The 13,663-nt window shown below is 41.3% G+C and carries 10 protein-coding genes, 1 tRNA gene and 1 pseudogene; 8 read left to right on the top strand and 4 right to left on the bottom strand.

The annotated features are described in order from the left end of the window. The first annotated feature begins 355 nt into the window (after positions 1-355). The 3 genes from JWH17_RS20245 (at position 356) to JWH17_RS20235 (ending at position 2,554) form a co-directional block, all read left to right on the top strand. The gene (locus JWH17_RS20245) at positions 356-739 is read left to right on the top strand and encodes a hypothetical protein (protein WP_205224510.1); all 384 of its coding nucleotides are present in this window, start codon (positions 356-358) and stop codon (positions 737-739) included. 121 nt (positions 740-860) lie between these two features. Further along, the gene (locus JWH17_RS20240) at positions 861-1,172 is read left to right on the top strand and encodes a hypothetical protein (RefSeq protein WP_205224509.1); all 312 of its coding nucleotides are present in this window, start codon (positions 861-863) and stop codon (positions 1,170-1,172) included. 464 nt (positions 1,173-1,636) lie between these two features. Further along, complete coding sequence (locus JWH17_RS20235) at positions 1,637-2,554, top strand: hypothetical protein (RefSeq protein WP_205224508.1); 918 nt, start codon at positions 1,637-1,639, stop codon at positions 2,552-2,554. A gap of 124 nt (positions 2,555-2,678) precedes the next feature. Here JWH17_RS20235 and JWH17_RS24725 read toward each other — a convergent pair. Both JWH17_RS24725 and JWH17_RS20225 read right to left on the bottom strand, forming a co-directional pair. Continuing rightward, a pseudogene (locus JWH17_RS24725) lies at positions 2,679-2,945 on the bottom strand (M48 metallopeptidase family protein); the annotation flags it as partial. Positions 2,946-3,470: 525 nt separating this feature from the next. Next, positions 3,471-3,547 (bottom strand) — tRNA-Arg (locus JWH17_RS20225). A gap of 273 nt (positions 3,548-3,820) precedes the next feature. Here JWH17_RS20225 and JWH17_RS20220 point away from each other — a divergent pair. From JWH17_RS20220 to JWH17_RS20200, 5 genes are all read left to right on the top strand, one after another. Next, positions 3,821-4,873, top strand: a complete 1,053-nt coding sequence (locus JWH17_RS20220) for a tyrosine-type recombinase/integrase (protein ID WP_205224507.1) — start codon at positions 3,821-3,823, stop codon at positions 4,871-4,873. Positions 4,874-5,472: 599 nt separating this feature from the next. Next, entirely contained in the window at positions 5,473-6,273 is an 801-nt protein-coding gene (locus tag JWH17_RS20215) for a DUF3298 and DUF4163 domain-containing protein (RefSeq protein ID WP_205224506.1), read from the top strand. Between the two features lie 122 nt (positions 6,274-6,395). Beyond that, positions 6,396-7,079, top strand: coding sequence for a hypothetical protein (locus tag JWH17_RS20210; RefSeq protein ID WP_205224505.1), 684 nt, complete (start codon positions 6,396-6,398; stop codon positions 7,077-7,079). A 56-nt stretch (positions 7,080-7,135) separates the two neighbouring features. Further along, entirely contained in the window at positions 7,136-7,825 is a 690-nt protein-coding gene (locus JWH17_RS20205; protein ID WP_205224504.1) for a hypothetical protein, read from the top strand. 201 nt (positions 7,826-8,026) lie between these two features. Then, positions 8,027-11,038, top strand: coding sequence for a hypothetical protein (locus JWH17_RS20200; protein WP_205224503.1), 3,012 nt, complete (start codon positions 8,027-8,029; stop codon positions 11,036-11,038). A 693-nt stretch (positions 11,039-11,731) separates the two neighbouring features. Here the strand turns inward: JWH17_RS20200 and JWH17_RS20195 are convergent. Next, positions 11,732-11,998: an SHOCT domain-containing protein gene (locus JWH17_RS20195; protein WP_205224502.1), complete on the bottom strand. Its 267-nt coding sequence runs from the start codon at positions 11,996-11,998 to the stop codon at positions 11,732-11,734. A gap of 116 nt (positions 11,999-12,114) precedes the next feature. Further along, a complete protein-coding gene (locus JWH17_RS20190; RefSeq protein ID WP_205224501.1) occupies positions 12,115-13,347 on the bottom strand; it encodes a zinc-ribbon domain-containing protein in 1,233 nt (410 codons plus the stop codon). Between the last annotated feature and the right edge of the window lie 316 nt (positions 13,348-13,663).

The following is a 13,663-nucleotide window of genomic DNA, read 5'->3' as shown; positions in this document are numbered from 1 at the left end:
GAGATGTTTTACAACAGCAGAAGACGGCATTCGTATCTTGGCTATCGCAGTCCAAATGATTTTGAAAAAATGATGAAGTTGAAAAAAGCAGCCTAAGAAAAGTGTCCACTTTTACTTGACCACGTCAAATAACTCCGTAGGCCGCCGAGAAGAATGCACCGTCAAGAGCCAGCGAGTTAACTATAGAAAACCTGCAACAATCCCATGTCCTAAATGTGGGACCATTGACTTTTCTTGGAAGACTAAGTGTAGCGAGTGTGACGATATTCTGGAGAGTAATACCATTTCAAACGATACCGCTGAACCACAGAAGACAGTAAGCCCCAATAGCCAAAGGAGTACTGCACACCGCGAATTGAGCAAGGGAGCAGTTGTAAATGACAGGGTTAGGACAAGTGGAACAGGCAGTCAAATACATGCTAACGAGACACAAACAGATTGCAGTGTAGCCCCAAGAAAGCCATTCTTAGGTATAGTGTTGATGATCATTCCTTTTATGACATTCGGAACGGCCATAGGAACAAGAATAATCAAGAACGCCTCTCCATACAGTTTGTCTCCCATGGGTTCTGCAACCACTTATGTAGTATCTGCCTTAGTCGGGGCTTCGATAGGAGCAGCAGTTGGATATTTAACAGGGAAGATAACTGCTACAGGGTACCTTATGTTCGCCTATGTTGCCTCTGTTGTTGGTGGTTTCTTTGTATATAGCTTGATACTCTATGCTCTAGGAGGGTAAGAGGAGGCAAACGCACGCATGAAAGGCTTCAGGGCTATCATAAACAACTTATTCTGACTCTGGAGCCAGTAAGATCTAACAGTATACAAGATTATCAGTTAACAGGAATGGAGGCAGATGGATGATCACCGAGCACAAAGCCTACCCCGTGGATCAGATAAAGGAAGAGCTAGGGATAGAAGATGTTACTTTAGCTTCTGTTATATGTTGTCACAGGCAGTTGTTTGACGACAAGTGGAGGGGACACCTGGAGACGCTAGCACCTATAAATCAGACAGAAACAGATGGTTTACTCTACTTGTATAACCTTCGGTGGCTAATCATCGATCCGCTGCACAACAATATATTGAAAGAGCATGCTGGAGATTACGATGGTGGATGGACAGAACTTGATGCTCTGTATGAGGCTCGTATTACAGACGATATCTTATGAAGATCATAACAACCTCACTAACTCTTCTTATCTTGTCTATAGGCTCAGCAAGTTATGCTAGCGATAGGTTCCTTGAAGGTGACCTCAGAGCTAATTGCTCATCTCTATACCCTGAAAACACAGCTGTACAGTCAATATGTCTGAATGCTGCAGGATCATGCGTCTCCTTGTATATGATCGACAGAAGGGATGATGTTCAAGAAGATCAGGTCATGGGTGCAATCGAGACCTGTACTCAGCTACAGTACCAAGCTAATGCAGAGTACATGAAATGGGCAGAGAGTTCTGGTGTCAAAGATACATACAAGCGATACATGTCAGGTGCATTGACATATGAAGATGCCACACGTAACCAGCGCTTTATGCAAGTTAACGAGTGCAGAGTATCAAGCAAGACCCATGGATACACCAACTATGTGAAGATGTGGGAGTGTATACAGCAACGCAGATAGAGGGAGAACAGTTTGCTACCACCACCAACCAACTACTACCTCTGTTCATCCTGTCACAAGGTTTATCGTGACAATAACCTGAGAGTAAATGACATATACTCCTCCTCATCCTTCTGGAGCGATGGATTAGAAGTATTAGAAGGTTATGATGCTGGAACAGGTAACAAGGGATGGCTTCTACAGGAATACTGGAGGAAGCTAATCAAATGTCCATCATGCCACTCTCTCCAATGGCTCGATGAGATTACACCCACAATGACTTATGACTGGTTCTCAGAGACAGCTCCTAATGTCCCAGATAGAACCCCTTCATTACAACTGCCGAGCGTAACTGATCTCACCAATGCTCTCGATAACCAAAGCTATCAAGACTTATTCAAAGAGAAGTATCTTAGGTTAAACCTCTGGTGGCAGCTAAACGATATCGCTAGAGATGGTAAAAAGCGAACTCAAGAACAAGAAGACACTCTCCAGCAGAACCTTATAGAATTGCTAGGTCAACTAACAGAGGATTCAGGTGACGACAGTGAGCGACTGAAGATCTTATTTATCAAGTCTGAGGCAAACAGAGAGTTACAACGATTTAGAGAGAGCAAAAGGTTGTTAGAACAAGCGCATCTCTTGCTAAGAGAAAGGAGTGACAACAAGCTGAACCAAGATGAGATAATGCTTAAGCACAGATTAATGTTCACCATTGATATGTACGTCTCAAGTGAAAAGAGTATAGCCAGTCAGATCATAAGTGCTTCTGGCTACTTCTCAACCATAATAAACACCTTGAAGGCTCAGGTATCGCTAGGTAAGCTTAAAGGGAGCGATATACCTCTATCTTCATATGAACTAAGTTTGTTCTTTCTAGATAACTTTATCTTCAATCAGAAAGAAGAAGGCTCAACACCCCTGTACACCAACAGTCCCATGAAGCTTTAACCCATACCCCCAAGGCAAACAGAACAAACAGAAAGCCCCCCACCCGATATCCATAGAACAGAGCACCACAAAGTGGCACACCAGCCTACCCTAACTGACTCTGGAGCCATTAAACTGTAGAAGCCTATACCCTCAAACCTCTACCATTAACCTTCAACCATTCCTTCCTTTCTGCATAGTCAGGCAGTATCGTTCCCAGTAGCCTCCAGAACTTCTTGGAGTGGTCCTGGTGAACCAGATGACACAGCTCATGAACTACCACATAATCAACTATTGAGTGAGGAGCTATAATCACCTTCCAGTTATAGTAAATTCTTCCATCACTGTGGCACCCTCCCCATCTGCTCTTGTACTCCTTAACACCTACAGAGGCAGGAGAAACACCAAGCTGCTTAGCATACCTTAAAGAAGCCTAGCGATCCTTTGATATCAAAGTCTAACCATAGCCCCCTGTCGTCAGTTGTTCTGGCTTCTACTGGATAACCTGACAGTTAAATATGGTACTCCAAAGACTGAGGGGTCAATACCTCCACTAACCGGGGGTATCTTGAGACTTTAACTCCTATCCCCCCCATCAACCCAGAAAGGGCCACCCCATACCGATCGAAGCAATGCTTTAAGGGTGGTATCTAAGATCTACCTTGCAGAACCTGGAGTCATTAAGTTAACTAAAGACATCATAGAGAATAGAGCATGAGAGCACTAGCTTCTGCCTGCTCCATTTGTGATAGGAAACGATAGAGCCAGGATGACTAACAAAGGAGGCAAACAAAGCTTAGAGACACACAAAGTAACCACCATGTAACCACCGGAGGCTATGGAGTAGCTGAAGGGTATGCTTGAAGGGGTAAATGGAACGGAAGGCTAGGCATAAAAAAAGGAGTCAAATCGAAACGATAAGACTCCTTAATATAACTGGCACGCCCGGAGGGATTCGAACCCCCGACTCTCGGATTCGAAGTCCGATGCTCTATCCAGCTGAGCTACGGGCGCACGCGAGGTTGGATACTTAATATTTGGAAACCAACTATATTACTTATTCGGTGGCGGAAGTCAAGAGCATTCAATGCTTAATGAACAATCTTGAAAGGTTACGCTAACTAAGCGTCAGCACTTTTCAGCTTTAAAACATCACAGTTAACCCCACCAGCACAGGCAGTAACAAACCTTTCCCTGAAATTGTTACAAGAATACTTTATCTCAAAACCTCCAGAATTTCCCCAAAAAGTTTCACCATAGTTTCCACAGAGTTTCCACGGAGGTACTATGGCTATTTACGCAAGATGCACTAACTGCAGGAAAGACAATCCATTCACCAGTAAAAAATGCACAAAGTGTGGCAACAAGTTAGGGAGCAAGTTCCAAGTGAGGGTAAGAGATAGCCAAAGTGGTAAATGGTTCACTAAAATCACCCCCTCAGCATCACTTGCCAAACAGATAGAAGCAAAATTCAAGGTACAGCTGATAGAGGGAGAATTACTCAACAAAAAGAAGAAGAGCCATATCAGGTTTTCACTCTATCTCGAACAAGCCAAGCTACAAAAACGAAGTTGGAGAGACGATCAAAATCGATGGAAAAACCATATTGCCCCCAATGATTTCAAGACAAGACAAGGAATTAAAAAAATCCTCAACAATGCAAAAGCAAAAGGTCTTCAACCAGCAACAATCAACCACATCCTCAAACTCATTCGAAGAGTTTACAATTGGCACATACAGGAAGGATACTGGCATCAAGAGAACCCATGCAAAGGCATTCCACTCCTAAAACACGATAACAGGGTAAACAATATCCTCAGCCATGGTGAAATTGACAGGCTGGTATCGTACCTTCAGAAGTGGAATAACAGGAGAGCTGCGCTTGCCATCCTCTTTGCTATATATACAGGAAGAAGAAAGGGAGAAATAATCGATCTGAAATGGAACAATATTGACTTGGAACGTAAAACATACACCTGTGAACAAACCAAAAATGGATCAACCCTTAGCTTTCCGCTTAACGCAAAGGCTCTAGCTGTAACCCTGGAAGCAGAAAGTATAAGGATTAACAATATTGTCTTCCCTTCTTCCACTGGCCATAAATATTCAGCAGGACTTAGCCTAGCATGGGGGAGATTGAGGAAACGATTAGGGATTAATATACGGTTCCATGATTTACGACACACCTACGCTTCTCTCTTAGCATCATCAGGAAAGGTAGATATCTATACCCTGAAAACTTTACTTGGCCATAAAGACATCAAACTCACTGAAAGATATAGCCATCTTTCAGATACACGCCTCAGGCAATCAACAGAGGTAATTGACTCCTTGTTATGAAACCAAGAACCCAAGACAGCATCTCACCACCCTAAAATGCATCACGATTACAACACGTTAGACGGATTTGACAAATAATTCAGGCTAGCATACAATGAATCCATGTAACAAAAACAATGTAGCGACTTTTTCTTAATCCTCCCAACAACCTAGCCAGAGGTTGCCTCTTGCTAGCAGCGATCTTTCACATAACCTCCAGTACAAGGGAGGTACCCAATAGGGTTTTCCTTATCGTACTACATGGGTGGCAAGTAGATAGGCTGGATAAACTCCAAGAGTCTTGAACTCTCCGAATAAAATGCTCAGATCAAAGGGATAGACAGTCGGAAAACATTCACGGAAATGACAGATCGCCTTTCGCGATTAAGAAGAAGTCAAAAGCTATACGCAGGATTGTAACACGAGATTAGCCAAAAGGGTGAGCCTGGAGGCTAGGAGACCAGCCAAAGTCTTTATGAACTATTTGCTAGCATCGCTTACCACAAGCAAGGCTTATAAAAATTTTCAAGGTAATAGGTAGGGATGAAAAATGTGATTTTTTAATTCAAGAATTGTTAGCCTACCCCTTCTTTTACTAAACAATGAAATACTGACCTATAATGTATCAGATAAATCCCTCTGCACGTATCTTAATAGCATACCTTTCACGCCTCAGAAGCAATCACTACCAGCCTTTTTGGATTATCCTCTTAGTTGGCATCTTTTTGCAACAACAGCCCCCTGTAGAAGCAGTTGAAATACTGACCAAGCAAATTCTTAAGAACGATATTGAAGGGGTGGAGATTAATATAAACTATCCATACATCGATTCAGATAATCCCTCAGCATCAATTTTCAACCAAATAGCAAGGGATATTGCAATTAAGATATGGGAACCATATTACCAATCAACGCTGCCAGAAGAGTCAAAAAAACCGCTATGGGAGTTAAAACGTGAAGATTTCTGTGAAGCAGTTAGTGAAGATTGCGACAAAGTATATTCTCTAGAATACAAAGTCCATTATTTAGATGAAAATTTGATCAGCATCGAATTCTTCCAATATTGGTCCCATGGTGGTTTGCATGGATTTTTTGTCACCTTTGGCCTGAGTTATGACTTCAGAAAGAAACGAGAAATTAAACTTGAAAATCTTTTTCGCCACAACACACCTTTTCTTGTGAAACTAGCGGACCTCTGCAACCAGAATCTTTCAAAAAGAGAGTGCGTGATTCGAGAGGTAACTCCTCAAGACGATGAATTTACAAACTGGGTCTTCGATAAAGAGGGGTTGAATATTATTTTTCCAATTTATTCTGTAGCTTCATATTCATGTGGAGAACAGGAAGTCAAAATCCCCTACAAGAGCCTCAGCGATATTCTCGACGTACCATTTACCCATCTTCTAAACATGCAACTATAGTTTAACAAGCATGGATCGACATAACATAGCAACACATATAGGTACAGCGAACCTTCTTTTGGTCAGCATGAAATACTATTAGATGAAGACGACAAGATAAATACAAACAGTATGGATGGAAAATGAGGACAAAATTGTTCGAGTACTTGTATTGCGAAAACGAAGAGTACATAGAGTATCAATGGGTTGACAGAGTTAGAGTTTTCAACCAGCTTCTGTGGAAGCATTCATACAAAATCACAGAACTTGAAAAAGAATTGCAAAAGTTAGCTTTCGAGTCAGCCATCTGCTCATCAAGCATTGCTTTTTCGATTACAAGAGATACTGATATTGAAATACCGGTATGTAGTATAGATGAAGCAAAAGAATGTGAAATGCAATACTGTGAAAGGCTATGGAATTTAGTTGCATTCATCGTAATAGATTCAATCCCTGCAACACCGAAAGAAACAAAAAGAATACTGAAAATAGTTGACTATTGTGCAGAAAGTAGTTTTTCGCTAGGTGTAAAACGAAAGCACCGGGAGATACCCAGATTGTCTAGAGCTCCTGGATCAATAGGGGTTATGACAACAGTAGAAGCAGCTGAAAAAAAACATATGTCAGAAAACCGTAATGGAACATTGCTACCTTTTGGGAGTAGTAACTGGCAATGGGAAGAATTACTATCGTTTAAGAGGATGACAGATGAGCTTTATGAGTATTGCACTGACAAAGACAGCTGGGACAATCTTGCTGGAGAAGAAGGAATCTGTCTAGTCCGGGATAACTATGTAATCGGAGAAATCATTACCTGTATCAACTAGAGAATACTTTTCGGCCTTAACCGCATGAAATGATAAACAAATATAAGGAGAGTGCATTGTTTGGTATATTTAAGAGTTCTTCAAAAAACGATTTTGAATATCATTGTGACGCCATGAATAGCCAGATCCAGAAGGCTTTTAAAAAGTTTCTTGATGCTGATAAATATTTATCAGGACAAGGTGTCTTCAAATCCCCTTCAAAAATAAATAGCTCTGTTCATGGTGCTATGGGGAAAGCAAAGAAAAGTTTGACTAAAGCGATGTGGAATGCAGATGATGCGTTAAAGGCTATCAAAAAAGATACTGCTAGTCTTGAAGATGAAGTATTTAGCCTCGATTTTTCTTGCCAAAAACATACTGGCTACCCATCGAATGCGTTCAGGACAGATGAAGTTGAAAAATACTGGGATGAGTCCTTTAAAAATTGGTTATCTGAATATGAAGACCTAAAGGGAAAATATGGAATAACCGTTGGAATAAAACAAGCAAGCAGTTCTTGTCAACTTGATCCAGATGATAGTTTATCAGAGTGCGACAAAGGTGAATTTACAACCTCTCAAGAAGAAGAAGAATATAGATTCCATCATAAGTCCGCCATTATCTGTGCGATGTGTACCGGACAACAGCCTGAGGATGTCATTAGAAAGATAAAAAATGGACAGTATCCAGGGGAAAAACGAGGGGATATGTGGTTCGTTCCAAATGAGGTAGTTGAAAGAATTAACAGGAAAAGGGAGCCACGCTAAGAGGGGGTAAAAGTAACCTAGTACAAGTCTAGACTGATATGACAGTTTCCATCTCCTAGGTAGTAGTAGAAAATGATCACGCCTTTACTTTCCTACTAAAAAATAGCAAGGGACACAGAACAAAGGCAGTCAAAGTTTCTAAAGTCACTACGCATTATTTTCTAAGCTAGACAAGTAACGCACAATTAAGAAGGAAAAAAATTGGCACAATTAACCCTATTCAACAGCGATAGCACTCTGACAAAATCTTTTTGGAGTGATGGGAGGAAAGGAAGTTCCTCCTTTTATAGCGGATCATTCGAGGTATGTGATATCCCAACCCACGAAGACCTTGCTCACCTAATTAGCTCTCTTAGCCACAATCAGGCTCTTTGCTACTCATTACCCTTTGGTTACGAAGCTGGAACAATTGTCACCAGCGGAAACGAAAAACCCAATGAAGGAGTAATCAGTAGAACCAAAAACTATTTTGATTACCCTGATAAAGGAGGGTGGTTATTCATTGATTGCGATGAGGATTTAACGGAACAGCAAGTCGTTAAAAGGTTGGAAACACTCTACTCCCCTTTTGGTCAAGCAACCTATGTCTTTGCTACCAGTACCAGCAATGGCATTGGAGGCAAAAAGGGTTTTCACCTCTACTTCAAAGTAAAAAGGATGGCCATCGTAAAGCAGGCTATGGACAACCTGTTTCTACGCGCTTTCAATGCTGGGTATGGCTTCTGCAAGGTATCCAAGGCAGGTAGTATACTTAATCGTACCTTCTTTGATGGTGCTGTATACGATAAGGCTAGACTTGATTTCATCAGTGGCCCTATATGTCATGATTTTGAGGCTCCTGAGCGCGATATTAGAGTAGTACAGAGGGAGATTGATGAGATAGAACTAGAGGGGCTCCTTGAGCTTGTAGATGCTTCTGAGGCGGTAGCTCAAGCCAGATCGGAAAAGGAAGCAGAAGCGGATGGAATTTGTGAAAGATTTGCAGCAGATAAGGGTATTTCTCTTGTTGAATATAAAGCTATCCGTGATGGCGGTAACCTACATCCTGGAACTATTCTGCTAAAAGATGATGGAGGCGAAATTGATGTTGCAGAGGTGCTAAGGATTTCCATGGCTGCCTTCCTGAGTGGTAACGAAATCGAACCAATCGCTATCCAGCATCCTCTTGAAGGAAGCCTGGAAGAGAAGACCATACTTTATTTCAATCCAGAGAGCGGAGTCCCTGTAATACACTCTTTTGCTCATGGTGGCCAGACATGGAAGTTGAAGGACGATGGCTCCATTATCAGTACACTCTCAGGTGAAGAATACCTCTTGAGGCAACTCAAGGCTGCTCATAGCTCAGAGGCAGTACCTGAGGGAGCAGAAAGGCTCCCTCTTCATGATGACACTGAAGAAGTTCTGCAGATGATGGTAAAAACCTTTACCGAGGAGTACCACAGTGAAAGACTTCTTCTCGATCAATGGAGGGAGATGATATCTCTCTATCTGCATATGCTTGATGGACATAGAGGTCGCTACTCCATTGAGTTGCCACCGAGTCACGGTAAGACCCAAGTTATCCGCCATGTTATCCTCTGGCTGTATCAAAGTAAGCGAGTAGTTCCCATCAGCCTTTCCTGCTTCAAGATAGATGAGATAGACGACCATAAGAACTGGCTACTTGAACGATTGGATCGTCAATGGAGGGATTGGGAAACAGCAGATAGGGTGGAATTCCCATATGAGCCCGCTGATTACCTAAAGATAAGGCATAGCAAAGAGAGAACTCCTTTTCCTGAATTGGATCAGGCTCCAATCATCATACATACCCATCATGTCGTGAGGAGGAATGATTTTAAGGAACAGTTCTTCTCGTTCCAGGGAGAAGAGCGACATCTCTTCATATTTGATGAGGCGATGTACAAATCTTTGTTAATCTCAGATGATGCTAAGGATTGTATTCGATACCTCCGCTCTACGGTTGCTGCAGGGAACAATGGTAAAGTAAAGGGGCTTCCACTCCTTTGGCTCAATGACTTTAGCAAAAGATTGCTCAGTGCATTCTATAGGCTCAACAATTGGCCCTTGGTCAAGGAGGTCATCATTGAGATGCCAAAGCTCTCAGAGAGATTTGTCAACACAGGGTATTACTTGAATGATTCTGATGCACAGAACTTTATCCTCAAGTTAATGAACATTGGAGCGGTTGGAGAAAGACAATTTATTGTATCCAGAGAGCAAGGTGGTCTATCCCTATTTGCTTTTAAAGAAAACGATATTAGCAAATTGCCTAGGGTCATTAATACAGATGCAACTCGCTCAGTCAGAAAGGTCCATGAGTATGGAAATAGCTGCGTCAAGTATCCTATTGAGCCTTATGAAGGAGATGGAAAGGTAGTATACTGGATTGCCCCATTTAAGAAGACAGGGAGAGAGGCTGTCGCAGAAGATCCAAACCTACATCTTCGAATTGCTAAGGAGTGGCTGCAACATATTGGTGCTAAAAAGGTTATAGTAATAGCCAGTAAAAGCACAGAGTTAAATCTGGAACATCTACCTGGATTATTAAATCCTTATAAGCCAGAGGAAATCAGAAAGATACACTGGGGAATGCATAAGCAGACAAATGAGTTTCAAGACTTTGATGCTGTAATTGCCCTAAACTACTTTCGTAAACGTGGGTACAATTACAAACATGATATCTATGCAGAAAGGGGAAGTACCGAACCATTGCCTCCAAATGCTATCAGAGAAGTAGAACATGGGTTCATAGTAGATGAATTGATGCAAGGGTTTGGTAGAGGGACAATGAGAAAGGGGATGGAGCAGCATTGCCTCCTGTTTAGCCCCTACTCAGTAAAGGAGTCAGCCAAGCTATTAGTCCTACTTGAAAGTAATGTTCGCCAACAAGATGCAGTTGAACTATTTGAGTATGATCCTTTCAGTTCAGCTTTAGACTCACATTACAAAACAGATGAGGAGCTAAAGAGTAGGGAAAGAAAGGGGAGAAGTGACAGGGTATACGAAAGTACTCAAGAGAAAAATTGGGCAAACAAGTTTAGGCAATACTGCAGGACAAAGGGCTTTGAGAATGGTGATCAATTGCAGTGGCCCTATCTTGACGCCAAAAGAGCTGATAGTAAAGTGACTCCTTCCAAATGGTTAAAAGCTAATGTTTTTTCCGATGAGAGTGGATGTCGAGTAAAGGATGAGCACTTGACTAAAGTATGATGTAAAAGTGGCCACCTTTATCTTATTAAATACTATATATACTAGATAAAGGTGGCCACTTTTGAGTTATTCATAACCAAAAGATGATTTTTTCATATGTCGCCTCAAGCATCTATCTTGGTTTTACCCTCCTAGTTTGGTGAATCAATACAACTGTCTATTATGAGCTTCAAATCGTATCATTTTCCAACCTTTCTTGGAGCAGGACAATTGCATGCTGTTCGGCTCTTGTGTTTCTAGGCCCCTCTCCTTCCATTTGACGAATCTTTGACGCTATTTTTTAAGTAGCTGTTCCATTATTCTTATTGAAAGGATTCTAGGTGGCCATCGGCCCTTACTAATGGATTAGAAATAATAGCTGATAAGAAAGAGTTTATAGATTAGTATTGAATATCAAACTGTTAAGGCTTTTCTAGCAAGGGTCAAAAAGTACTAAAGGCGAGCGAGTATGATAGAATTGTACGAAGAAACACTTTCATATACTGCAGACGACACATTCTTCTCACCCGAAAGATTAGGCCCCCCGGGGACTTTCTTTAGCTTTCCCTTAAAAGAGGCTCATTTAACTATCGATATCTGTCAAACCGACCAATATATCAGAAGTTACAGAAATGTCATGTGGGTGGTACAGGGTTCAAATGTGGCTCTAGATTATATAGTGTAAAACCTAGTTGCTCTTGTTCAATACATGCGCTACATCGCCCCAAGCAACTTTTGTTTCTTCTGAGCGTATTCCTTATCTGTGATCAGCTCACTATCATGCATTAACTTTAGATCCTGCATCTTTTTCATGATATCACTGGAGGCTTTAACGGGCTTCTTCTCTACTTTCTTCTTTGGTGCTTTAGCCACCTCAGTTCCCTGAGTTGCAGAGAAGCCATGCTCGTTTAGATGTTTAAGCACTTCATCGTAGTGAATAGCAAAACCAACCCCTTCCACATCCTTCTTTACGATCTTCAATGTATTTACCCTACAACTATTTCGTCTATAAAAGGTTTCGGAGAGGGATGTTTTTACTTTCTTCAGCCTACTGAAGTGACTAATTATGCCATGATCATTATTTTTTTAGAAAATGGTTATTTTGATAATGGATCGTCACCATAAACATTATTACCCTCTGTCCCTTTTAGAAAACCTAGTTCAATTATAACCCACATAGAACCTACTATTGGGATTAAGTTTAGCAGAACCCAATTCCCTGATTTGTTTCTATCGTGCCAACGTTTTACTTGAATGGCTAATGATGGCCACAACAATAGAAAAGTTAAAACGACAATAATAAACAACCCAGTCATATTTTGTGATTCTTTTATAAATTCACCAGATACAGATAATGCTAGACCCAAAAAGAAAATAATAGGATAAGCACACCAAAACGATTGCCTTCCAATTCGACCGTCAAAAGAAAAAAGAAACCAACTCAGGTTAAATTCAGGTGCTAAATTTGGAACCATAATATTCGCCTTTGCCTGCAGGTACTGCAAGTATTTAGAATATGGTTGAATGCTAACCATATCCGCTTTTATCACCCAAGTGTTGTTTCTTAACAATCCCGAGTAGTAGCCTGCTCTGTTGCCATCAAGGACTTCCTGCTCAGTCTGCGACGTTTCTCTTGCAAATTGAGCTACGGATATATATTTAGTATCTTTATCGTTTTGTGTTTTAGGGCAGGGCTTAGCTACATTAATAATTTTACTGAAGGAGCTGGAGTAAATGGGAAGAGATACCATGCTAGATTTTATCAACCACTCTCCCCCATCCCTTTTACCTTCATAGTAGTCTTTTTTAATACCTTCTATTGCTCCTTGCTCTGTCTCACCCGTCAGTTTTGCAAATTGCTCTACAGGTATGTATTCAGTGTCGGGAGGCCCATCAACTTCCATCATGCTATCGGAACGTTCTGATTTAACCTCAGTGTTTTGTCGCTGCTGAATTACTTTAGCAGTAGAATCTTGGCCAACGCTTAAGGTATCATGTTGCGAAGAAAATGGTTCAGGATCGCCACATTGGGGGCAAGTGATTGAAGAGATAGGAATGCTGTTTGAGCAAATTGAACACTTTTGAGATTGTACTGCTCCGCACTGAGGGCATATGCAGGCTCTCTTCGAGATCTTATGTCCGCATTCGAGGCAGCTAGTCAACATTGCGCCTTGTGTAGTTTCCTTAGTGGAATCCTGTTCATTTGGTTCCTCAGGATTCAAATTTGCTCCACAAGCGATACACATAGCTCTCCAACTAAAACAAATTTCGCCACATTCAGGACAATTAATTGTACGTGCAGTATGTTTTGGCATTATTTTTTTTTTCATTCATTTATTATTTTCAGCCATATCTCGCAAGCACCTTTCCAGTCTTTTTTCATAGACAATTTCAAAGATGTTTTCGAATTCTTCAACTCTATGCTGCATTGCCTCAAGCAACTTTTGTTTCTCCTGCAAGGTCCAGTGAACCTATCTTGCGTTTAAGATGCATTCGTTGCCATGAACCCAATACCTATTGCCATTTCTGGAGGTGCCCAGCATCCGATAACAAGAATATGTTTCCATAGACAGAAATGTTCTTCGCAGCCTCTCTTCCGATAGTTGCCCCCAGTGCCATAAAGAAGAACCTAAAAGTAAATTAGCA

Source organism: Desulfogranum marinum, from assembly GCF_016918565.1.
Classification (GTDB): domain Bacteria; phylum Desulfobacterota; class Desulfobulbia; order Desulfobulbales; family Desulfobulbaceae; genus Desulfogranum; species Desulfogranum marinum.
Note: the sequence above shows the minus strand (reverse complement) of the source record. Positions and strands in the feature narration are given on the sequence as shown.

Excerpts from the sequence above, each read along its gene's own strand:
- JWH17_RS20240 (WP_205224509.1), top strand. The coding sequence starts at position 861 with ATGATCACCGAGCACAAAGCCTACCCCGTGGATCAGATAAAGGAAGAG.
- JWH17_RS20220 (WP_205224507.1), top strand. The coding sequence starts at position 3,821 with ATGGCTATTTACGCAAGATGCACTAACTGCAGGAAAGACAATCCATTC.
- JWH17_RS20215 (WP_205224506.1), top strand. The coding sequence starts at position 5,473 with ATGTATCAGATAAATCCCTCTGCACGTATCTTAATAGCATACCTTTCA.
- JWH17_RS20210 (WP_205224505.1), top strand. The coding sequence starts at position 6,396 with ATGAGGACAAAATTGTTCGAGTACTTGTATTGCGAAAACGAAGAGTAC.
- JWH17_RS20190 (WP_205224501.1), bottom strand. The coding sequence starts at position 13,347 with ATGAAAAAAAAAATAATGCCAAAACATACTGCACGTACAATTAATTGT.